This window comes from Thalassotalea castellviae, from assembly GCF_031846185.1.
GTDB lineage: Bacteria > Pseudomonadota > Gammaproteobacteria > Enterobacterales > Alteromonadaceae > Thalassotalea_H > Thalassotalea_H castellviae.
Window position 1 is genome coordinate 112,872 of record NZ_JAVRIF010000003.1, and the last position, 24,249, is coordinate 137,120.

Sequence of the window (24,249 nt, forward strand, 5' to 3'; positions counted from 1 at the left end):
TTTTGAATAAAAGGATCAAACATGAGTGGTGAGTTACTCGTTAATGTTACACCAAGTGAAACACGTGTCGCGTTAATCGAAAACGGTGTATTACAAGAGGTTCATGTTGAACGTGAAGCAAAACGAGGTTTAGTCGGTAATATTTATCTCGGTAAAGTTATTCGAGTGTTGCCAGGAATGCAGGCGGCCTTTGTTGATATTAATTTAGATAAAGCCGCTTTTTTACATGCTTCAGATATTAACTCTAAATTGATCCTCAAAGAAGATGAGCAAAGTGATCAAGTTCCTGATATTCGAAGCTTAGTTCACGAAGGGCAACACATTGTCGTACAAGTAGTTAAAGACCCTTTAGGAACCAAAGGAGCACGTTTAACGACGGATATCACAGTTGCTGCTCGTTATTTAGTATTGATGCCAAATTCTAGTCATGTTGGTATTTCTCAGCGTATTGAAGAAGTTGAAGAAAGAAAAAGACTCAGAGATATCGTGCTGCCATATTGTGGTGAGGAACATGGATTTATTGTTCGTACCGCCGCAGAGGGAGCGGGAGACGAAGAATTACGGCATGATGCAGAATTTTTACGCCGAGTTTGGATAAAAGTTTTAGAAAGAAAAGCCAGAAAGCAAACTCAAACCGCTATTTATCAAGATCTATCATTAACTTTTCGCGTGTTGCGCGATTTTGTTGGTATTTCATTAGAACGGATTCGCGTTGATTCTAAACTTACGTTTGATCAATTGGGGGAATTTACTCAAGAGTTTGTACCTGAACTCACAAAAGTGCTTGAATATTATCCCGGTGAAAGACCCATTTTTGATTTGTTTGATGTTGAAAACGAAATTCAACGAGCTTTACATCGTAAAATTGAACTTAAATCTGGTGGCTATTTAATTATCGATCAAACCGAAGCTATGACTACGATAGATATTAATACAGGAGCTTTCGTTGGTCATCGTAACCTAGAAGAAACTATTTTTAATACCAACATAGAAGCGACACAGGCCATTGCAAGACAGTTAAGGCTGCGCAATTTAGGCGGAATTATCATTGTTGATTTTATCGATATGATGAATGCCGACCATCAAAAACGCGTTCATCACAGCCTTGACGTAGCTATGAGCAAAGATAAAGTCAAATATAGTATCAGTGGTTTTTCTGCGTTAGGTTTAGTCGAAATGACTCGAAAACGCACCCGTGAAAGCTTAGAACACATTTTATGCGGCGAGTGTTCAGTTTGCCAAGGCAGAGGTCATTTAAAAACTGTTGAAACGGTGTGTTTTGAAATTTTACGTGAAATTGTCAGAGTAAATCGTGCTTATGACGCAGACAAGTTTATTGTTTACGCAGCGTCAGCTGTCAGTGAATCGTTACTAAATGATGAGTATCATAACCTTGCTGAACTTGAGGTTTTTATTGGTAAGCAAATAAAAATTCAAACAGAAATCATGTATAATCAAGAACAGTTTGATGTGGTAATGATGTAAATTGCTCAAGGAGGAGTCACACGCATTTACCAATAAAACGTAATCGCCCCACAAAGCAGATAGTCAGACAAGTGTCGAGAAGAATATAGAATTTATGGGTATATCGAAAGTATCAAATCGTTGGTTAAATCGAACATACAAATGCATTGCCATCTTTTTGGTAATATTTGCTGTGTTGATCAGCGCTTTGCGTTTATTTTTGCCCTACGCACACAATTACCGCCAAGATCTTCAAGACTACATAAATACAACCTATCAAAGTGATATTGTCATTGGTTCATTAAATATGGGCTGGCAAAGTACAGGACCGACTTTACAAGCCGAAAATGTTAGCCTTTTGCAGACAGAAGGCTCAGAAGTTTTCATTCAAGCATTTGATATAAATATTGATTTCTGGAAAAGCATTCGATTTAGACGTTTGATCACCAAAGACTTTACCTTAGATGGCGTTAAAGTGTTATTTGATGAAAAAATGTTAGCGGATAATGCTAATAGTCAGCAAAATACGGCGTTAATCAATAGTGTATCTGAACTGTTTTTAAAGCAAATAGGTCGTTTTTCGGTTAAAAATAGTCAAGTAATTTATCGTAAAGACAATAGCAGAAGAACCTTCTTGATTAATCAAATTGATTGGTTGAATTTAGGAAAAACGCACAAGGCACATGGTAGTGTTATTGTGGATGGATTAACGTCAAATAACTTACAAGTGAACGTAGATATTCAAGGCGAGAATATTTCGGATATGAAAGGGATTATTCATATTGATGCTAATCGTTTAAATATTACGCCTTGGCTTGATCAAGTGCTCGCGATTGATAATGAAAATACCCACTCTACAGTTAACTTTAATGCATGGCTGAGTATTGATAAAGGTATTGCAAAAACACTCCAAGTGGCATTGGGCGAAAATCAAATCACTTGGCAGCAACAGACAGATATTCGCACTGTTAACCTTGATCAAGGACAGATTTTATTTCAACACCTTGATAAGCCTGAGGCACTGCATGTCACTTCGTCAGATATTCAAATAACGTCAAATGAACTCAAATGGTCACCTTTAAGATTCGAGATTAAACGGGTCAATAATGAAACCCAAGGTTATATTTCAACACTTGATATAGCCGGTCTTGCTGATTTACTCCCTTTGATTATTGAAGAGCATACTTCTCGTCAGTTGATTGAAGAATTACATCCTATCGGTCAGCTTGATAACATTTTCTTAAAATTTGCGGATGATAAGATCTCGACCATCGCAGAATTTTCAAACTATACCAGTCAATATAGTGGCGGTATCCCTGGTATTGAAAATGTGAAGGGTGAACTCATTTATTCAGACCAGCTTTTACAAGTGGCTATCAATGCCAATGATGGGGCGTTAAATTTCGATAAGCATTTCAAAACTCCGATAATTTATGACCAATTATCATCAACATTAGCGATAAAATTTGCGGAAAATTCATGGCAACTGACGAGTGAAAATCTAACCTTCGAGTCGGATGAAATTAAACTAAATGCTGAACTAGGTGTGTTTGCAGAGCCAAATAAAGACATAGAATTATCGTTATTAGCCACCGCTTTTGACGGTAATGCAATATATGCACAATCATTTTATCCTCATTTATTAATGGGGGATGATTTAGTGAATTATTTAAATGGCGCTCTACAACAAGGTAAGCTTGAACAAGCGCTAGTTTTGATCCAAGGACCACTGAAAAACTTTCCTTACCCTGATAAAAAAGGCACTTTTGTTGTTGATGCTGAATTAGTTGGTGCGACTTTTAAATTTGCCTCAGAATGGCCGGCGATTAATCATTTCAATGCCAATTTAAATTTTACCAACAACAGTATGATGATCACTGGCCGTGAAGGTTTATTAAGTGGTATTGACGTAAAAGGGGTAAAAGCAGAAATAGCCGACTTAAATAATGATCGTTTATTAGCGGTTGAAGCCGAATTTGCAGAAACTTCGCCAGGACTTATCACCAATTTAATGATCACTAGCCCTCTCAATGATAGCGTTGGCGCAGTGCTTGAAAAAGTAGTGATCAGTGAAAATATTGCTGGCAAGTTTTCATTGTCTTTACCTTTAGATGAGCCAGAATCTACCGTCGCGAAAGGCGAAATTGCGTTTAATCAAAATAAAATAGCGTTACAAGCACCTGAAATGAATTTTACTCAAGTGAACGGTATTTTGACTTTTGAAAATGAAAAAATAGCGACTAATAAGCTCAATTTATTGTGGCGAGATATGCCTTTAACACTTGAAGTTGACGCTGATGATAAAGACGATTTCTATCAAACGGATATAAGTATTACCGCTTCATGGCTAGAAGAGCAATGGCAAGTTCAATTACCCGAATTATTGAAATCATACGGCAGTGGCTCTGTTGATTGGCAAGGTGCACTTGCCATTAAAAACTTCCACGATGGTCAGTTTTCTTATCAACTTAATCTGCAATCTGATTTAGCGGCAACTCAGTTAAACCTGCCATCTCCTTATAATAAAAATTTGAACGATGAAATGCTCGCTAGCGCTAAGGTGTATGGTAACCAAGATCAATCAAGAATTGATGTGAAACTAGGAGATGATCTAAATTTTTATGGTAATTTAAATCATCAAAGGGTTTCATTTACCCAATCTCACCTCATTTTAGGTGACGAAGAAATGTATTTACCTATGAGTGGCTTTCATATTACCACCCAACTAGCTGAAGCGAGTTTTGAACAATGGCAACCGTTCGTGACCTCCATCATTGACAGCCTACCTGCTACTAATGAAACCGATACATCGCCTCCTTTATTAGAAAAACCTCAGCGTATTCGAGGTAATGTTGGCAAATTAACGTTTTTAAATGAAAGTATACAAGGTGTGTCATTTAATTTGGAAGATGAATTAAGTTGGTGGTTATTAGAATTAACCAGTAAAGAAGCTCGAGCGAAAGTAAAGTTTTATCCTGATTGGCATACACAAGGGATTGATATACAAGCTGATTTTATCCATCTTGCTCCAGAAAAATTGCTCTTTGCTAAGTCTGAGCCGACGAATGTCAATAATGAATTCAGCGCTGAAATTATCAAGGAAAATCAGCAAGAAGCACCATTTGATCTTCATGCGAACGACGAGTTTTTTAAAAATGTTCCTCCGCTACAAGTGAGATGTGCAAGTTGCTCTTATGGTAATTTAAACCTTGGAAGTGTTAATTTTACCCTTGAGAGACAAAGTGAAGATTTACTTATTGTGAATAACTTTGTTTCGCAAAGAAAAGATAATAAATTATCCTTTGACGCTCAATGGCAGCACAATCAAGAGTCATCTAAAACAACCTTGGTAGGTGATTTAAACTCAAAAGATATTGAACGAGAACTCGAACGTTTGGGGATTTCTTCAACCGTAAAAGATAGTGGTTTAAAATCATCCTTTAAGTTGAATTGGCTTGGCGGCCCACATGATTTTTCATTAGCAAATGTTAATGGTGATATTCGTGGTGAGCTCGATGAAGGCTACTTAGCAGAGGTCCCTGATCAAGCCCGAGCGTTTTCAATTTTAAGCTTACAATCATTAGTTAGAAAGCTGAAATTTGATTTTAGAGATATTTTTAGTGACGGTATGTTTTACAGCAAAGTGACCGGTGATTTTCATCTTCAAGACGGTATTATTTACACTAAAAATACATTTTTAAAAGGCTCTGCAGGAGACTTAGCAGTAAGTGGCAATACCGATTTAATTAATGAAGCGTTAGATTATCGGATGTCGTATAAACCTAATGTCACTTCAAGTTTGCCTGCTATTGCGTGGATAGCCACCTTAAACCCGGTAACATTTTTAGCAGGTATTGCCATTGATGAAGTGATCACCTCTCAAGTGGTCTCAGAATATAACTTTGAAGTCACAGGTTTAATTAGTGAGCCAAGCTTTAAAGTGGTTGATAGGAAAACACAAAATATCAGTGTTGGCCGTGACTCTCCTCCACAAATAGTCGAAAATATTTCAACGCCTGAGCAAGAGAAACTGAATATGCCTTCTCAAGAACAAAAATTAATGGATGAGCAAAAGCCAAAGACCCAGGAAAATAAAAGTGGTTAAACTCTCAGCAATTCAACTTACCTCAATGCCAAATGTAGCCGCTAATTTAGCGGTTATAGAGCAACACTTATCCAATTTAGCTTTTAGCGACAACCACCTCGTAGTATTGCCTGAATGTTGTTTGTTTTTCGGGGGGAAAGACGCTGAACAGCTAGCATTAGCCAAAGCAACCTACAAAGAGAATGCGTTAATTCATCAGTTGTCTGCACTTGCGAAAAAGTATAGGGTGAATTTGGTTGCAGGGAGTATCCCACTATATCACCCAGATACTGATAAATTTACCAATAGTAGTTGTGTTTTTTTGTCATCAGGTGAACAAATAGCGCAATACGATAAAATTCATCTGTTTGATGTTAAGGTAGATGATAATGAAAAGAATTATCTTGAATCGCGCTATACTCAAGCAGGAAAGACCCTAGTTTCTGCCAATGTTAATCAAATGAAAGTTGGCTTAACCGTTTGTTATGACTTACGTTTCCCTGAATTATACCGCCAATTAACAACGCTTGGAGCTGAAATTATCACCGTACCTAGTGCTTTTACTAAAGTAACCGGCCAAGCGCACTGGGAAACTTTATTACGGGCAAGAGCGATTGAAAATCAAGTGTATATCGTTGCTGCAGGCCAACAAGGTGTCCATGAGAATGGACGCGAAACATGGGGACATAGTATGATCATTAGTCCTTGGGGTGAAATACTTGCCTGCAAAACTGAAGGACAAGGCTCCATAAGTGTAGATGTTTGTTTATCCGAACTCTCTAGAATTCGTTCAGCAATACCGGTGGCTGAACATAACCGATTTATTACCGCATTGAAGTAACAAGTAGAAATAATATGAATATAGTTGAGCGCGAGCTCTTGGCTGATAGCCAAATAGACAGAAGTTTTTTGAATGATACCTTAAATAGCATTTATCAAAGAAATGTTGATTTAGCGGATCTGTATTTTCAATCAAGCGCTCATGAATCTTGGCTACTCGAAGATGGTGTAGTGAAAGAAGGTTCATATAATATTGAACGTGGCGTAGGTGTTCGTGCTATTTCAGGCGAAAAAACAGGGTTTGCCTATTCTGATGATATATCTGCACATGCGTTAACTAAAGCGGCTGATGCTGCCAAAGGCATTGCCTTTGCGGGTAAAAATGGTGTGGTACATGCCTTTAAAGCGCAATCACAGCCTGAAATATTCCAAGGCATTGACCCTATTGGCAGTTTAACTCAAGAGCAAAAAATTACCTTACTTCATGAAGTGGAAGCTCATGCTCGCTCGATAGATAGTCGTGTCAAACAAGTAATCGTTAGTTTATCTGGTGTTTTTGAAAAAGTGTTAGTGGCGGCAAGTGATGGCACTTTTGCCACCGATATTCGTCCATTAGTTCGATTAAATTGTTCCGTTTTAGTTGAAGATAATGGCAAACGAGAACGGGCTAGTGCCGGCGGCGGTGCAAGAACGGATTACAGCTACTTTTTCGAGGTAGAAGGTAATAAAGCGCGATATTTAGCTTATGCTGAAGAAGCGGTTCGTCAAGCATTAGTCAACATAGTCGCGATAGAGTCGCCCGCAGGTAGCTTCCCCGTTGTCCTTGGTTCAGGTTGGCCAGGCGTGCTATTACATGAAGCGGTTGGACATGGCCTAGAAGGCGATTTTAACCGTAAAGGTTCTTCTGCTTTTTCAGGAAAAGTCGGTGAGAAAGTGACCTCAGAGCATTGTACTATTGTCGATGATGGCACCTTAGAAAATCGACGTGGCTCATTAAATATTGATGATGAAGGCACGCCTGCTCAATATAATGTGTTAATTGAAAAAGGCATCTTAAAAGGCTATATGCAAGACAAGCATAACGCGTCATTAATGGGGGTAAAACCTACCGGAAATGGTCGTCGAGAATCTTATGCCCATCTGCCTATGCCACGAATGACCAATACCTATATGCTTGCAGGTGAGCATGATCCGAAAGAGATTATTAAATCGGTGAAAAAAGGTATTTATGCTCCGCATTTTGCTGGCGGCCAAGTGGATATTACTTCCGGCAAGTTTGTTTTTACCAGCTCTGAAGCGTATCTAATTGAAAACGGTGAAATTACTACGCCGATCAAAGGTGCTACTTTAATTGGTAGCGGCCCTGAAGCAATGAAAAACGTGAGCATGGTGGGTAATGATCTAGCGCTTGATGCAGGCGTAGGCGTTTGTGGAAAAGACGGTCAAAGTGTTCCTGTAGGTGTTGGTCAACCGACATTGAAAGTGGATGAAATGACCATTGGTGGCACCCAATAATTACCTGAGATTACCGTTAATGGCTTGGTAATCGTTTAGTAAAAGTGTTGATGTGAAATACTTTTATTTAAAAAAGCCTATGAGCTGTTTTCTTTAAATATGAAAGACATCAATGGATGTCTTTTTTGTTGATGGTAAATAAAAACTCGTTTGAATATCAAACTGTCGGTTTTATATCTAGGTACTATTGAAATGGATGACGAAATGCTCGTCGCTAACAAGGCGGATTCCCCTTGGCAATAGCGTGTTACGTTAAGAATGGCCAACGGCTTTAGTAAATAGCAAACATCATTAAGTCATTCTGATTATCTTTCATGCAAGTATTCTTCATTTAGCGTTAAATCAACCATAAATATGGTTGAATGACATGTTCATCCATTGCAGAAAAAATCGCATTGTTATACTATCACATTATGAACAGAAGCTATCCGCACAATAATTCGATATTCAGGCTTATCACACTTTTTGTGTTGATGAGCTTTTCGTTGGCGAGCTTCTCGCATGCTGTGCATAGTAATGAGGTTGATAGCCAGCAAGTCGAGTCTCTCGACTGTAAATTGTGTCAGCATAATCTCGACGATAATAATAATAAACTGGCCGTGATTGAAGAATTTTCGGTGCAGTTTTTTGTTATCTCTTCCTCGAAAAAATCATATATTCCAGATTATAAATATTTTGTTACTCCTGCGTTAAGAGCGCCACCAATTAACTAAGTTCGTTAAATATAAAACTTAAACATTAAATATTTTTTAACTTTATCTTATTTTAATAAGTTAATTGGAAGTACCCCCATGCAATTAAATAAAATCACAGCGGCATGTCTTGTGTCGTTGGCAGTTTCACATGTCGTATATGCACAGAAAGTTTCAGGTGTTGTAGAAGATTTATCCGGTAAACCCGTTGCTAACGCTAAAGTTGTTGTCGTAAATAGCTCACAATCAATGACGACTGACAATTTAGGTAAATTTAGTTTTGAGAATATTGCTAAAGGTGATATTGAATTACATGTTACAGCAAAAGCTTTTAGTCATAATAATTATCATCTGCAAGTTAATGATAGCGATTTAACTGGTGTTTTAGTCAAAATGACACCCAGTGTTATGGAAGTTATCGATGTACATGCCACGCCTTTACATTCTTCAAATATAGAATCAGCATTACCGGTAAACGTTATTGCTGCCGATGAACTTCGCATGAAACACGCTTCGACTTTAGGTGAAACGTTAAAACATGAAGTAGGAGTACATTCCAGTTATTACGGACCAGTTTCAAGTAGTCCGATTATCAGAGGGTTAGATGGCCCACGTGTTTTAATCACTCAAAATGGTTTAGATGTAGGGGATGCTTCAAGAGTAGGTCCAGATCATGCCGTATCGTCAGAAACCGCGACGGCGCAACAAGTTGAAGTACTTAGAGGGCCAGCAACCTTATTTTATGGTAGTGGGGCAATTGGTGGTGTGGTAAATGTCGTTGATAATCGAGTCCCGAAGGAGCTTGATGATGGCCTAGATTATATGATCAAACATAATGATGTTGCTGATGAAAACGAGGGATCATTCTCATTGAATACTTCGTCGGGCAATCTTGCCTTTCATTTAGACGGTATTTGGCGAGAGTCTAATAATTATGAAATTCCTGGTTTTGCTGAATCTGAAAATGCGCATGAAGAACATGAGGAAGAGGAAGATCATGACGAGCATGAAGAAGAGCTCGGTACAGAAGGTGTTTTACTCAATAGTGATTCTAAATCTTCAGGATTTACGGTTGGCACTAGTTATATTTTAGATAATGGCTTTGTCGGTTTTTCATACGGAAGAACGGATAGAGAATATGGCATCATCGGTCATAGTCATGATCATGAAGAAGAGCATGATGAAGATGAACTTGAAGCCGATCATGACGCACACGAAGAAGAACGTGTATATGCTGAGTTAAAACAAGATCGCCTACAATTTTTAAGTGAATTGAGTTTTGATGAAGGTGTGATCAATAGAGTCGCGAGCAAGGTGGCGTATACCGATTATCAACATCAAGAAATTGAAGGTGGTGAAATTGGCACAGAGTTTAAAAACCAAGTATTTGAAGCGCGTTTTGATGCCTATCACCGCGAATACCAAGGTTGGAAAGGCGCATGGACATTACATTATAAAAATAGTGACTTTGAGGCGTTAGGTGAAGAAGCCTTCACGCCCCCTTCTGAAACAAGTTCTGTGGCATTAGCCTGGTTAGAAGAAAAACATTTTGATGATGTTTTAGTTCAATTAGGTGCTAGAGTTGAGCGTGTAGAACTGGATACTTCTGGTACATATGAAATCGAACATCATGACGAAGAAGAACACCATGAAGAAGAAGAACACCATGAAGAATTGCAATTTGATTCACAAGAATTTACGGCTGCAAGTGCTTCTTTAGGTTTGGTGTGGGATTATCAACCAGGTTATAACTTAGGGTTTTCAACGTCAATTTCTCAACGCGCACCATCGTCTGCTGAAGTATTTTCAAAAGGGCTACATATAGGTACTGGTACCTTCGAAGTGGGGGCTATTTATGATGTTGAATATGAAGATGGCGAAGTTCATTTTGAAATGAATGATCAGTCTTTGGAAATAGAAACAGCGTATAGTTTAGATATTACTTGGCGTAAATTTGAAGGTGATTTTGGTTTTGTAGTAAGTGCTTTTGTGAATCATATTGACGATTACTATTACCAACAAAATACCGGTTTATTTTTTGAAGATGAACATGATCATGAAGAGCATGAAGAGGAAAGTGATGGTTTACCTATTTATGTTTATCAACAAAATGATGTTGATATGTATGGTCTTGAAGCTGAAATGGTCTATCAAGTAACTCCTAGTTTAAAAACGACTATCTTCGCCGATTATATCAAAGCAAAATTAAGTGACGGCGGCAATTTACCTCGCATCCCACCTAAGCGTGTGGGTGGACAGTTAAATTATCAAAGCGATAATTATGCGGCTGAATTATCTTTAAGTCATTACTTTAAACAAGATGATGTTGCGCAATTAGAAACTAAAACTGATGGTTACACTATTGTTGATGCTAAAGTTAATTACTATTTAGACGGTATTGGTGATGACTTTGTGATGTTTGTTAAAGGGAATAATTTAACGAATGAAGAAGCTCGCGTACATGCTTCATTTTTAAAAGATGTTGCGCCGTTACCAGGTAGAGGGTTTGAATTGGGGATCAGAGGAAGTTTTTAATTTCTTGTCAATTTAGTTGCATAGAAAAAGGAGCTGTAAAGCTCCTTTTTTTCGACAATCGGCAAGTTTATTTTAAGCGAATACCATCTTTTTCAATGATGATTTTACCTTTTTTTAATAAGTTTCCAACGGTAGACTTAAAGGTTTTTTTGCTCACCCCTAAAGTACGTTTGATAAGTTCAGGTGAACTTTTATCATGTAGGGGACTAAAGCCACCTTGTTCAGCAATATGAGCCAGTAATTTGTCTGAAAAATCATTCACTTTACCTTCACCAGGGCGAGAAAGTGATAAATCAATTCGGCCATCTTCACGGATATTTTTGATATAGCCGGTTACTTTTTTACCAATACGCAAGGGTTGAAAAATTTCATTATCATATAATAATCCCCAATGACGATTATTAATAATGGCTTTAAAACCTAAATCTGTTTTACCGCCAATGATCAAATCTACTTTATCCCATTTTTGATATTCTGCTGGCCATATATCTAAGAATCGGTCAATTTTACTTGAAGCGACAAGGCGTTCGGTATTTTTATCTAAATAAATATGGACTAAATAATATTTACCGGTTTCCATTTTGGAATGCTGTTCGTTGTAGGGAGCAAGTAAATCCTTTGGTAAGCCCCAATCAAGAAAAGCGCCCATTTTATTGACTTGTGAAACTTTTAAGGAGGCAAATTCGCCCAGTTGAGCAAATGGTGTTTCAGTGGTGGCAATTAATCGATCTGCTGAATCGACATAAATGAATACCTTTATTTGATCATCTATTTGACAGTTTTCGGGTAAATATCGGTTAGGTAATAAAATTTCTCCCAGTTCACCGGCATCTAAATATGCTCCATTTGCCATAATGGCGATAACAGAAAGAGTATTATATTGACCAATAGTTGCCATAGTTTTCGCTCTAAATTTTTGATAAATGAAAAAGACTAAACATATTATATCGTATTGCTTTACTTGCGTGTTGACTATTCGAATAAATAGCGTCTTTTTGAATGTTTAACGCAAAATTTAATCATTATTTATGCTTTTTTACTGTCTCTTTCGCGCGTATATATTGGGCATGACTTAAATGTAAAAGATCAGAAATGCGCCTGATGATATGGTCTTCAATACTGGCTATTTCGCCATCAGCCATGGCTAGTTGCCATAGTAACGTAATGATATGTTCTTTTTCTTGCGGCGAATAATGGCTATTAATTTTTGAGGTAAATTGATGAAAATCTATCGCATGTTCGCTTAATTCAATTGCTTGCTGTATTAATTCTTTTACTTCACTGGGCGACAGAGAAAATTGCTTGGAAATAATCTTAGTGAGCAATGACTGCTCTGCATCATCTAAATGACCATCAGCTCTCATAACTTCGCATAATAAAACAGTACAGGCCATTTCTACACTTAAAGGCTTTGGATCTGAAGATTCTTCCTCATTTAATGACTGAAAAAATGCTGATATTTTCGCTAACATAATTTATTCCTCTTTTTTGCTTATTGTTGTGTTTTATCACAAAGAACTCAAGGCGCTAACCGCAATAATTTGTGTCAGAGCGAGCTAATTTTAATCTTTAGTGAGTTTAAGCCTAATAGTTGCTATTTCGTTGATTGCTACTTACAATAACTAAATGACAGCGCTGTCTATTGCGTGTTGTATATTAATTATCATAAAAACAAAGGGTAATGATGAGCCAAGTTCAAGAGCCAACAGTAGCAACTCCCGTGAAAAAGAAACGACTATTATCAATTGACGCGTTACGCGGGTTTGACATGTTTTGGATTTTGGGTGGTGAGAAGCTGTTCGCAGCTTTTTTTATTATTACTGGTTGGTCTTTATTTCATATCGGTGCTGAGCAAATGCAGCATTCTGCTTGGCATGGGTTTACCGCGTACGATCTGATCTTTCCTCTTTTTATTTTCCTATCAGGAGTTAGTTTAGGTATCGCCGCAAAGCCGTTATCTAGTTATCCGCCAAGACAAGCAAAAGCGATTCTATTACAAGGCGTAAAACGCTTAGTGTTATTAATTATTTTTGGTGTTTTATATAATCATGGTTGGGGAACGGGTATGCCTGCATCACCTGAAGATATTCGTTATGCCAGTGTTTTAGGGCGCATTGGAATATCGTGGTTTATTGCAGCATTATTGGTTTGGTATGTCAGTGAAAGAACACAGTGGATTGTTGCTGTTGCTATATTAGTGATTTATTGGTTGTTATTATCTTTTGTATCAATTGGCGAGCTAGGTGGAGGAAACTTTACTGCCGAAGGCGCGTTAAATGTTTGGTTTGACCAAACCTTTCTGCCTGGCACGACTTATCGAAACTTACCGTTAGATCCTGAAGGCATATTGTCAAACGTTAATTCAGTGGTTAATGCCTTAATCGGCGTCTTTATTGGCCGTTATATGATAAAGCATCAGGCAAATGCGCAATACTTACTTATTCGGTTAGTCATTTTGGCTGGTGTCTTACTTTTGCTTGGTTACGTGTGGGGGCAATTTTTTCCGATTAATAAAACGTTATGGACAAGTTCCTTTGTCTTAGTCACAACTGGTTATAGTGTGCTTTTACTGGCACTGTTTTATGCGTTGGTTGATGTGATTTGTTTAACCCGTTGGGCGAAATTTTTTGCTGTAATTGGCACAAACTCTATTATTGTTTACTTAGGTTCAAGTTTAATCAATTGGCAATATACCAGTAAAAGCCTGTTCGGTGGCTTGATAAAAATAGCTCCAGCTGGTTGGCAAGACATTATTTTATTCGGCGGTATGTTATTACTGCAATGGCTTGTTTTATATTGGTTATATTGTCGAAAAATATTCATAAAAGTTTAAAAGTTAGTTATTTTCACCAAAATATAATTAAAAGGATTTTATTATCGGCTTTTTAAAAGTGTATCTTCACAAAAAACGTTTAATTAAAATCCATATAAAACAATAAGATAGTTAGCTTAACTTGTTTTTCTCGTTCTTCATCGCATTTCGGCGCGATACTTGTAACAAGCGTTTACAACTTTTGTAAAATATCATGCTAGTAATTCGTTATCATTACTATAATTAATATTTTATAACTTGTTACACTTGTACACATTTACCCGAGGAATTAGTGGTGACTAGAAAAAAACAAATTATTGTCCCTATTGTCATATTAATCGCAGGAATATTACTTTTCATGGCATTTTCAAGTATGAAAAAGCCACCAGAAGAAAAAGCGAAAATTGATAATACCCCTATCGTTGCAGTGGAAGAAATTACTGTTGCGCCAATGACATTAACTGTCAATTCTTACGGCATTGTTACGCCAAAATATGAAACAGAAATTGTTGCTCAAGTGAGTGGTTTAGTGGTTGAGTTATCTGAAACCTTTGTTCGTGGTGGTTTTGTTAAGAAAGATCAACTGTTAGCGAGAATTGATCCAAGTGACTATGAAGCTGCTTTGATTGATGCAGAGGCTAATCTTGCTTCAGCACTAGCCGCATTAGAACAAGAACAAGCACAAGGTAAAGTCGCAGAACGTGAATGGAAACAAATTACCGACGCTTCTCCTACTGAATTAAGTTTACGTAAACCGCAACTAGAGCAAGAATTAGCACGCGTTAAAGCGGCGCAAGCATCAGTATTAAGAGCGAAAAGAAATCTTGAACGTACTGAGATTAAAGCTCCTTATGATGCCATGATTGAAGATCGTAATATTGGTTTAGGCGCGTTTGTTGGTACTGGCAGTCGTGTCGGCAAAGTTTTAGGCACAGGGACGGCTGAAGTCAGGTTACCTGTCGCTGATAATCAATTGAAATTTTTAATTAAACAAGGTGAAAACGCTGAAGTGGATTTAGTTGGTACCTACGCGGGTATTGATACAACGTGGCAAGCACATATTGCTCGTTCAGAAGGGGTTATTGATAATAAAAGTCGTATGAGTTATTTAGTGGCAGAAATTAAAGACCCATACTCACTTTCAACGTCTCAAGAAGAGAAAAAAACACCCCTTAGATTTGGTTCATATGTAAACGCTAATATTTTCGGATTATCGTTAGCACAAGCGACTAAATTACCCCGTTATTTAGTGGTTAATAACAAAGTAGCGATCTTAAATGAAGAATCAAAACTTCATTTTGTTGATATTGAAATTGTCCGTCAGGAAGGCGGAGACGTCATTGTCTCTAGCGGTTTAGCACATGGTGATCAATTAATTACTTCGGCACTTGATTATCCGGTTGATGGTATGAAGTTAGCCTTACCGGGAGATAAATCTGAAAATATTGACGCTGAAGAAAATAAAGAGACTGACACACAAATCGCGAGTGTTAAGGACTAAATGATGGATGATACGCATAAAGGCATAATTGCTTGGTTTGCACGCAATAGCGTTGCTGCCAATCTATTAATGATATTTATCTTAATTGGTGGTTTATTAACAATTCAAACCATTAATAAGCAAATGTTTCCGCAAGTGAAAATTAATTGGATTTCTTATTCAGCACCTTATCCTGGCGCTGCTCCTCAAGAGGTAGAAGAAGGGATCACGATAAAAATTGAAGAAGCATTGGAAACGGTTCAAGGTTTAAAACGAGTGATTACCTATTCAAACCGCAACTATTCAAATGGTTGGTTTGAAGTGGAATTGGATTATGATCCGCAGATTGTTTTAGAAGAAGTTAAATCAGCAATTGATTCTATTTCAAGTTTCCCTGATGGCATGGAACGCATTAAAGTTGAGCGTGAAAAATTCCGTCAAGAGGTGATGTACATAAGTTTGTATGGTGATTTAACAAACGGAGAGTTAAAAGAGCTTGGCCGTAAAATTCATAATGAAATTCAACAGTTACCATTAATTAATATTTCTGAGTTCTATAGTGGTTTAGGCTATGAAATCTCAGTTGAAGTCAGTAAAGATAAACTACGTGAATATGGTTTAAGTTTTAATGATGTTGCTAGATCTGTGCGAAATTATTCACGCAATATGTCAGCAGGGCAAATTCGCGCTGAAAACGGTTATATTAACTTGCGTGTTGAAAACCAAGCTTATCGTGGTCATGAATTTGAACAAATCCCTGTTATAACATTAGAAGATGGCACAAAAGTTTTATTAGGCGATATCGCTAATATTATTGATGGTTTTCAAGAAGGTCTTCAGTACTCTAAATTTAACGGTAAAAATTCTGTCACTTTCTTTATAGGTGCAGCTGATAATCAAAGTATTACCGATGTTGCCAAAGTGGTAAATCAATATGTTGAATCAAAATCGGATGCACTCCCTGCAGGCGTTGAACTAGAAACTTGGGTAGATATGACTTATTACCTAGAAGGCCGTTTAAATATGATGCTTGAAAACATGGAGAGTGGAGCGGTATTGGTCTTCATCATGTTGGCGTTATTTTTACGTGTGCGTTTAGCTTTTTGGGTAATGATGGGGTTACCGGTATGTTTCTTAGGTACTTTATTGCTGATGCCGATGGAATTTATCGACGTGACCATCAATGTCATTAGTTTATTCGCTTTTATCTTAGTACTCGGTATTGTTGTTGATGATGCAATAGTGATGGGCGAAAGTGCTCATGATGAAATAGAAGCAAGTGGTCATAGTACCGAAAGTGTTATTCGAGGGGTTAAGCGAGTCGCCATGCCAGCAACGTTTGGTGTGTTAACAACTATCGCGGTCTTTGTGCCTTTCCTCTTTGGTGAAGGACCTTCATCAGCTTTTGGTAAAGCGATTGGCGCTGTAGTTGTGTTGTGTTTAATTTTCTCATTAATCGAGTCAAAACTTATTTTGCCTGCACATTTAGTGAAAATGAAAATTAAAGAATTCAATCCTAAGAATCCGTTGGATCGTTTACGTGCGTGGATTGATACAAAACTAAAAGTGTTTATTGAGAAAAAATATCGTCCTGCTTTAGCGGTATGTATCGAGTATCGTTACGCGGTATTTATGTTCTTCATTAGCTTAATGTTGATCAGTGCTGGCTTATTTGCCGGTGGTTTTGTTCGTTTTATTGGCCAACCGAAAATTCCTCATGATTTTCCACGTATTAGTGTGGAAATGAATGTTGATGCTTCAGAAAAAGCAACCCTTAAAACGCTGTTAGATATTGAAAAAATTATTTACAAAATAGATCAAGATATTGAAGCAGAACATGGCACAAGTATGATCTCTGATATGCAAGTTGATCTTCGTAGTCGTACAAGTGGTCGGGTAATGGTAAAACTAGTGATCCCTAAACTTAGACCCATGAATACTTTTGAACTAGCTGAATTATGGCGTGCGGCTATTCCTAATTATCCAGGTATGAAGTCGTTATCAATTGATGACAACTTGTTTGGAGGCGGACGAGACGATGGAGATATCGCCTTTAGATTAGAAAGTCAAAGTGACGCTCAACTTTTAGCCGCTGCAAAAGTGTTAAAAGAAAAACTCAATACCCTTAAAGGGGTTGGTGATGTTAATGATAGCCGTCAAACCAGTGCAAAAGAAGTACAACTTGAACTTAAGCCGTTAGCATATAGTTTAGGACTTACATTGTCTGATGTAGCTTCTCAAGTGAGTTACAGTTTTTATGGCTTAGAAGCACAGCGAATATTACGTGATACCGAAGAAGTGAAAGTAATGGTTCGTTATCCATTAGAACAACGTAGCTCTGTCGGCCATGTTGATAATGTGATGATTCAAGCACCAAATGGAGCCGAGCTACCATTATCTGAACTTGCTGATATCAGCTTAACCGATGGCGTTACTCGTATTCGTCGTGAAAATGGAAATCGCACCATAAATGTTTGGGCAAGTGTTGACGCGGATCAAGTAGAACCTTTTGAAGTGGCTAAAGATATTCGTGATAACTTTATCCCACAATTATTGCGTCAGTTCCCACAAGTACAAAGTGAGGTTTCAGGACGTATTCAAGAAGAAATGGAAAGTGCAGATTCACAATTACGTGATTTTGTTATTTCGCTTCTGGTTATTTTCTCGTTATTAGCGATACCTTTAAAATCGTACTCACAAGCTATGATGATTATGGTGGTAATTCCGTTCGGTGTTATTGGTGCTGTTATGGGTCACTTGTTCTTAGGTATGGATTTAAGTGCCTTATCTGTGATGGGAATATTAGCGGCTTCAGGTGTGGTGGTGAATGACTCGTTAGTGATGGTTGATTATGTCAACAATTCTAGAAAGTCAGGTGTTCCTTTAAAAGATGCGGTTATGTTTGCGGGAACTAAGCGCTTTAGAGCGATTATGTTAACGTCGTTAACCACGTTTATGGGCTTAGCACCCATTATCTTCTTTGAAACAAGTGCACAAGCGCAAATTGTTATTCCGATGGCTATCTCTTTATCCTTCGGTGTCCTCTTTGCTACTGTGGTAACGTTAATATTAATTCCGACGTTATATGTCATTATTGAAGATTTAAAACGAGTATTTTCGCGGAAAAAGAAAAAGAAACTGATCGAACCAAGCGGTGAGGAAGTTACTTCGTAACGCTTAGATAGATCGTGAACATTTATCAAACCAGTTATTGAAAAATAACTGGTTTTTTTATGGAAAAATTTAATTTTTATGCTTGATAAAAATTCATTTAACTAATGTCGAAGACACTTGCAAGACAATAAAGAAACTGTCAAAGTGAAGGTGACTTCGCTCGCTGATTTGCTCAAGGAGGTTATTGCTACAAAAATGATTGTCGATCATTTTGTCAGCTACATCGTTATGCTTCTGGTGCATAGCCACAGGTATAGAAAGTGACATATTGGTTGACCCATTGTTTATCAATAATTATGGAACTTTTATATGACTGAAGAAAAAATTACTTATATTTTAGACACCAATATTTTACTGCACGAACCTTTCGCTTTCTTATCTTTCCAAGAACACGATGTTGTTGTACCAATGACCGTACTAGAGGAATTAGACTCGATTAAAGATCGTCATAAAGACGTAAGTAGAGATGCTAGAGTCGCTATTCGAGCTTTAGAAGATGCTTTAGCTGATGCTACCCCAGAAGAAGTGATGGCAGGTGTGTCATTGCCGAATCATAACGATGACAATGTTACAGGGCGATTAGCTATTTTTAATGATTACATGTTAGAACAAACCGCAGGAAAGCTATCGTTTAACGAAAATGATAATCGCATTATTAATACCGCGATCCATATTCAAAACATCAACAAAGATCGCAAAGTCGTATTAGTCACTAAAGATATCAATATGCGATTAAAAGCAAAAGGCGCAGGGCTGAACTTTGTCGAAGATTACCGAACCGATCAGCTCATAGATGATATTCAGTTTTTAACTAAAGGCTACCATCAATTTTCAGGAGATTTTTGGGCGCACGTGAATGATTGTGAAAGTGAAACTGAAGGGCGAAATACCACGCATTATATTAAAAAAGATCTCCTTCCTAGTGTTTATATGAATGAATATTTATTGGATGAAGGAGAGCATTTTGCCGGAAAAGTAACCGGTTGGGATGAAGAAAACTTAGCCATTACTGATATCAGTCGTGAACGTTTAATGTCAAAGCAGGCATGGGGCATTCATCCGAAAAATGTTTATCAAGGAATGGCAATGGACGCTTTACTTGATCCAAGTATCGATTTAGTCATATTAACGGGACCTGCCGGTTGTGGTAAAACTTTGCTGGCATTAGCTTCTGCGCTTGAATTGGTGGTTGAACGTGGTCTATACGATAAAGTTATCGTGACAAGGAGTACCCCCGAAATCGCAGAATCTATTGGCTTTTTGCCTGGCACGGAAGAAGAAAAAATGGCGCCATGGCTCGCTGCCATTACTGACTCATTAGAGGTGTTACATAAACAGGATGAAAACATGGATGGTAGCTTAAATTACATTATGGATAAGGCGAATATTCAATTTAAGTCAGTCAACTTTATGCGTGGTCGTAGTATTCAAAATGCCATCGTATTGCTGGATGAATGTCAAAATTTAACGGCGTCACAGTTAAAAACCATTATTACACGATGCGGCGAAGGAACTAAGCTAGTGTGCTCAGGAAATTTAGCGCAAATCGATAGTAATTACTTAACGGCATTAACGTCCGGGTTAACTTATATCGTAGAACGTTTTAAAGATTTCCCTGGAAGCACGACAGTAAATCTAAATGGGGTGGTTCGTAGTCGATTAGCCTCATTTGCAGAAGAAAATTTATAAGCTAACCCAGCAAAAAATAAAATGAATGATCATCTGTAAAGAGGTGATTGATTAAATCAGGAGCAATATTTAGCTCCTGATTTTTTTATGACGACTCGCCAGTTATTCGTTAGTTTTAGTGATGGAAAGTACATGGATGAGTCACGTTAAACACCGAGACTGTAATATTCGCCTAATCCTTCTAATATGTTTTTGATGGCAACCGAGGATAAAATTACCCCCATAATTCTACTGACAACACTTGCCCCGCTACTACCAATGACTTTATTTATCCAGCCAGCCAGTAACATTAAAATGTAAACGAGAACTAACACTGACAGCATAACTAACACCGTTTGAGTTTGCTACCAAAGCGTGAATACCGAGTTTTCTGTTAATAAAACTGCCGCTAACATTGCACCTGGGCTGGCAATAGAGGGTACAGCAAGTGGGAAAATCGCGGTGTCACGATGATCTTTTTGAAACTTTTTAATTTCTTCATCAGGTTTGCTTTCGCCAAAGATCATGGTTAAAGCAAAAATAAATAATACGATGCCACCAGATATCTGAAAAGCGGGTAAAGGGATTTTTAATGCATCTAAAATGAGCTCCCCGACTACCACGAAAAATATTAAGATTAATGCCGATAGAAGTGTTGCTAGTAAGGCGATCCGGCGCTTTGTTTTTTGTTTAAATTGATCGGTAACAGCGATAAAAACAGGAATAGTACCTATGGGGTCTATAACGGCAAAAAATATGATAAAAGTCGCTACAATATCAATCATTCATTAGTCCTTTTGTTGTTAATGAGAATGTTGGAAAAGTGGCGATTATAGCATATTAAACAACTTCACGTTTGCACAGAATATTTATGGTATGTAGCAAAGCGGAAAGATTAACATGTCAGTAATGGGGGATTGCCCTTCAATACCATTATCCTAGCAATGAAAGGTATTACGTTATAGCGTCGATCTTACTTGATGTTAATTCTCTTTCTTCATTATAATGAGCAAAACCTTCAAGCGACTTTTAATATGAATAATCAAACCCTATTAGCTTTTATCATCATTATTTCACTAATATTTACAAGCGCTTGCGGGCAAAAAGAACTTTCTATTGAGCCAAAAAAGCTAGATTGGAAACAACGAGTCATTAAGGTCAATGAAGATAGTTCGTTGCTTTCAGGGAGTTCTTATTTATCCGTATACTCAGCGGTCTATTTACATTCCGAAAGTGATTTTAAAGAACTTTCTTCCACGGTAAGTATCAGAAACATCAATAAACAAGATACGATTTATATCAATAAGATTGAATACTTTAATACTCAAGGTCAGTTGGTTAAGTCTTTTCTTGAAAATAGTATTTATATTGCACCGATGGAAACCGTTGAAATCGTGATTGAACTTTCGGATACGGAAGGTGGCACCGGCGCTAATTTTGTTTTTGATTGGAGTATCAAACCTGATTCGAATGAGCCATTATTTGAAGCGGTAATGATCTCTGCGGTTGGTAATAAAGGTTTCGGTTTTGTTACTCATGGCAAAAAAATTAATTAACCTTTATTGGCGGTACTGAGTACCAGCCATTTTTATACGCTAAGCTCCCCCATAGAACGTGAGCAAGCGCAATATCTGATAATTTTTGATTCGCTTGCTTCGGCGTTAATTGGTTGTTCTCAGTTTTATAGTTAAAATTTAAAGCTGCTTTTTGTGGTTGTAAAATAGTCACATCATGGTCAGTCATATATGCGAAGTTTTCTGCATATTGCATCATTGCTCTGCCAGAAAACTTGGGGTTGGTAAGATCGTGCCCAAGCATAGGGGAATAGTTTTCGATACCAATGAGTGATAAAAGCGTTGGCGCTAAATCAATTTGGCTTACAAGACGATTATCTAATTTAGCCGTTAAGCCTGAATTTAAAATAACACCGGGAATATGAAAGTTGTTGATTGGCACTAAATCACTGCCCATTGCTCTTGCATCATGATCCGCAACAACAAGAAAAATAGTGTTTTTCCAATATGGCTGTGTTTTAGCTTTAGCAATAAAGTTTCCTAACGCATAGTCAGCATATTGAATAGCCTTATGTCTCAGTAATTCTTTTTTATCATACTTTTGTAATTGTTTGTCGGTGTATTTTATTGGCGTGATAACTCCTTTTGGAATTTCAAAGGGATCATGATTACTAGACGTGAAGATAAAACTAAAAAATGGCTGATTGTGATTATAAAGCTCGGATAACTCCTTGTCGGCTTGATTAAATAAGTCTTCATCACTGGCCCCCCAAGATGCAATAAATTTTGGCGTGTCAATATCGTCAAAATCGACAATATCAGTGAAACCATTCCCTAAGAAAAAGCTTTTCATATTATCAAAGTGGCTTTCACCACCATAAATAAACTGGGTTTGATAACCTTTACTTTTAAGTAATGAAGCTATGGTGAAAAAGTGTTTTTGAGATTTATCAAGTTTAACCACGGCTCTTGAAGGTGTTGGCGTAAACCCTGTGATTACCGCTTCGATACCTCTTACAGAGCGAGTTCCTGTTGCGTATAGTCGTTGAAAAGCCCAGCCTTCATTATGGAGTTTATCCATTTCAGGCGTTAGCGAGATACCACCTAAAGATGAGACATATTGTGCGCCTAAACTTTCTTCTAAAATGATCACCAAATTTTTGGGTTTACCTTGATACGAGGGAGAACGTTTAGTTAATGTCGGTAAATTGTCATTTTTAAAAGTATTTAAGGGTAGTTGTGTTTCCTGCCTAACAACATGAATAACTTGATCATTACTCATTGTTCCATAGAGGCGAGCGGCATTTATTTCGTTGCCAAATTGTTTAAGTGCATAAGCAACACTATAAGTTGAATTTAATGTTAACGAGTTAATTAACGGGTCGGTGGAAAAATACACTAATGACGGATTTATGGGACGATGGCCTAAGTTACCTCTAGCAAATAAAAATAGAACAACCACTAATGTGACAAAAGAAATAACCGCGCTTTTAGCCGTTAACTGTACTTGTGTTGACACTCGTTTATTAATGTAATTCCAGATTATTTTACTCGGTAAAATTAATAGCGATAAAACTATAAATAGCGTTAATAAATGACCGTTAACTAACATTTTAGTTATTTCATCTGGATATGCTAAGTATTCAATAAATATGCGGTTTGGCCTAAAACCATACTCATTAATAAAGGCTGGTGTGGTTAACTCTAAAAAAATAACTAGCATTGTCATGATGTAAAACCATAGGGTTAAACAGCTTCGCCAAAGCGTTTTCAATCGGCTCGCTATAAGCCAAGGGTGGAATAGTGCGGGAATGGCAGATAAGTAGCCAATCGTGCTTAAATCAATGCGAAGCCCATTAATAAAAAAGTTACTAATGTCGTGAATAGAGTCAAATCTATCTAGTTGCCATAATGCCAAGCCTGAACGTGCAAATGACAGTAAGGCTATGATACCAATAGTAAATAGTAAAAAAGGTTTTGTTGTTTTATAAACAGAAGTAAACATCGTTTGACAATTTTTATGAAAATACGCGGTTTACTATATTGGTAAAAGCTTAAGATTAACTTAAAGTCAGTTGATCAATGATAGGCACTGTATCTCTTCCTTTAAAATATTACGGCTATCCAGACTAACACCGCAATCACGACACTCAAAAGCACAGCCGCCGAACCTAAATCTTTTGCCAAACCAGAAAGCGGATGAATTTCTAATCCAACTCTATCGACAATCGCTTCAATTGCGGTATTAATTATTTCCGTAAAGATGATAAACAGCAGCGCTACAATTAATATAATCTGTTCTTTAACGGTGATGTCTAGAAGAAATGTAACTGGCGTTGCAATGATCAAAAGGAGTAGTTCTTGCCTAAAGGCAGCTTCATGGTTTATTAACCAACTAAATGCTCTTAAAGAATTTAAACTAGCTAAGTAAATTCGACTTAACCCCCTTGGTTTATTGGTATTATCAAACATTATTTAATTGTCTTTTCTTTCATTACATTAGCTTGATGCTAAAGCGACAATCTTAAGAT

The 24,249-nt window shown here is 37.4% G+C and carries 15 protein-coding genes and 1 pseudogene; 11 read left to right on the forward strand and 5 right to left on the reverse strand.

Annotation, left to right across the window (positions count from 1 at the left end):
• The first annotated feature begins 21 nt into the window (after window positions 1–21).
• The 6 genes from rng to RM573_RS06910 all read left to right on the forward strand — a co-directional run bounded on the left by rng (window position 22) and on the right by RM573_RS06910 (window position 11,070).
• Window positions 22–1,485, forward strand: a complete 1,464-nt coding sequence (rng, locus tag RM573_RS06885; protein ID WP_311579272.1) for a ribonuclease G — start codon at window positions 22–24, stop codon at window positions 1,483–1,485.
• 94 nt (window positions 1,486–1,579) lie between these two features.
• Complete coding sequence (locus RM573_RS06890; RefSeq protein WP_311579274.1) at window positions 1,580–5,569, forward strand: YhdP family protein; 3,990 nt, start codon at window positions 1,580–1,582, stop codon at window positions 5,567–5,569.
• Complete coding sequence (locus RM573_RS06895; protein ID WP_311579276.1) at window positions 5,562–6,389, forward strand: carbon-nitrogen hydrolase family protein; 828 nt, start codon at window positions 5,562–5,564, stop codon at window positions 6,387–6,389. Before RM573_RS06890 ends, RM573_RS06895 begins: the two co-directional genes overlap by 8 nt.
• A 14-nt stretch (window positions 6,390–6,403) precedes the next feature.
• A complete protein-coding gene (gene tldD, locus RM573_RS06900) occupies window positions 6,404–7,843 on the forward strand; it encodes a metalloprotease TldD (RefSeq protein WP_311579279.1) in 1,440 nt (479 codons plus the stop codon).
• A 485-nt stretch (window positions 7,844–8,328) separates the two neighbouring features.
• Window positions 8,329–8,556, forward strand: coding sequence for a hypothetical protein (locus tag RM573_RS06905; protein ID WP_311579282.1), 228 nt, complete (start codon window positions 8,329–8,331; stop codon window positions 8,554–8,556).
• 78 nt (window positions 8,557–8,634) lie between these two features.
• On the forward strand, window positions 8,635–11,070 hold the full coding sequence (locus RM573_RS06910) for a TonB-dependent receptor (protein WP_311579285.1): 2,436 nt from the start codon (window positions 8,635–8,637) through the stop codon (window positions 11,068–11,070).
• Between the two features lie 67 nt (window positions 11,071–11,137).
• Here RM573_RS06910 and RM573_RS06915 read toward each other — a convergent pair whose 3' ends face one another.
• Complete coding sequence (locus RM573_RS06915; protein WP_311579288.1) at window positions 11,138–11,968, reverse strand: CvfB family protein; 831 nt, start codon at window positions 11,966–11,968, stop codon at window positions 11,138–11,140.
• Between the two features lie 124 nt (window positions 11,969–12,092).
• Complete coding sequence (locus RM573_RS06920) at window positions 12,093–12,542, reverse strand: tellurite resistance TerB family protein (RefSeq protein ID WP_311579291.1); 450 nt, start codon at window positions 12,540–12,542, stop codon at window positions 12,093–12,095.
• A gap of 209 nt (window positions 12,543–12,751) precedes the next feature.
• Here RM573_RS06920 and nagX point away from each other — a divergent pair, with 209 nt between their 5' ends.
• The 4 genes from nagX to RM573_RS06940 all read left to right on the forward strand — a co-directional run bounded on the left by nagX (window position 12,752) and on the right by RM573_RS06940 (window position 20,225).
• The gene (gene nagX / locus RM573_RS06925) at window positions 12,752–13,903 is read left to right on the forward strand and encodes a transmembrane glucosamine N-acetyltransferase NagX (RefSeq protein ID WP_311579294.1); all 1,152 of its coding nucleotides are present in this window, start codon (window positions 12,752–12,754) and stop codon (window positions 13,901–13,903) included.
• A gap of 274 nt (window positions 13,904–14,177) precedes the next feature.
• Window positions 14,178–15,383, forward strand: a complete 1,206-nt coding sequence (locus RM573_RS06930; protein ID WP_311579297.1) for an efflux RND transporter periplasmic adaptor subunit — start codon at window positions 14,178–14,180, stop codon at window positions 15,381–15,383.
• 3 nt (window positions 15,384–15,386) lie between these two features.
• The gene (locus RM573_RS06935) at window positions 15,387–18,536 is read left to right on the forward strand and encodes an efflux RND transporter permease subunit (RefSeq protein ID WP_311579300.1); all 3,150 of its coding nucleotides are present in this window, start codon (window positions 15,387–15,389) and stop codon (window positions 18,534–18,536) included.
• 309 nt (window positions 18,537–18,845) lie between these two features.
• Entirely contained in the window at window positions 18,846–20,225 is a 1,380-nt protein-coding gene (locus RM573_RS06940) for a PhoH family protein (RefSeq protein ID WP_311579303.1), read from the forward strand.
• A gap of 146 nt (window positions 20,226–20,371) precedes the next feature.
• Here the strand turns inward: RM573_RS06940 and RM573_RS06945 are convergent.
• Window positions 20,372–20,989: pseudogene (locus RM573_RS06945) on the reverse strand (MarC family protein).
• A gap of 249 nt (window positions 20,990–21,238) precedes the next feature.
• Between RM573_RS06945 and RM573_RS06950 the strand changes: the two are divergent.
• Window positions 21,239–21,760, forward strand: coding sequence for a DUF3124 domain-containing protein (locus RM573_RS06950; protein WP_311579306.1), 522 nt, complete (start codon window positions 21,239–21,241; stop codon window positions 21,758–21,760).
• Here RM573_RS06950 and RM573_RS06955 read toward each other — a convergent pair.
• Window positions 21,753–23,723 (reverse strand): LTA synthase family protein, encoded by a 1,971-nt coding sequence (locus RM573_RS06955; protein ID WP_311579309.1) that lies wholly within the window; start codon window positions 23,721–23,723, stop codon window positions 21,753–21,755. The two genes, RM573_RS06950 and RM573_RS06955, sit on opposite strands and share 8 nt — an antisense overlap.
• A gap of 101 nt (window positions 23,724–23,824) precedes the next feature.
• Window positions 23,825–24,190, reverse strand: coding sequence for a diacylglycerol kinase (locus RM573_RS06960; RefSeq protein WP_311579313.1), 366 nt, complete (start codon window positions 24,188–24,190; stop codon window positions 23,825–23,827).
• Between the last annotated feature and the right edge of the window lie 59 nt (window positions 24,191–24,249).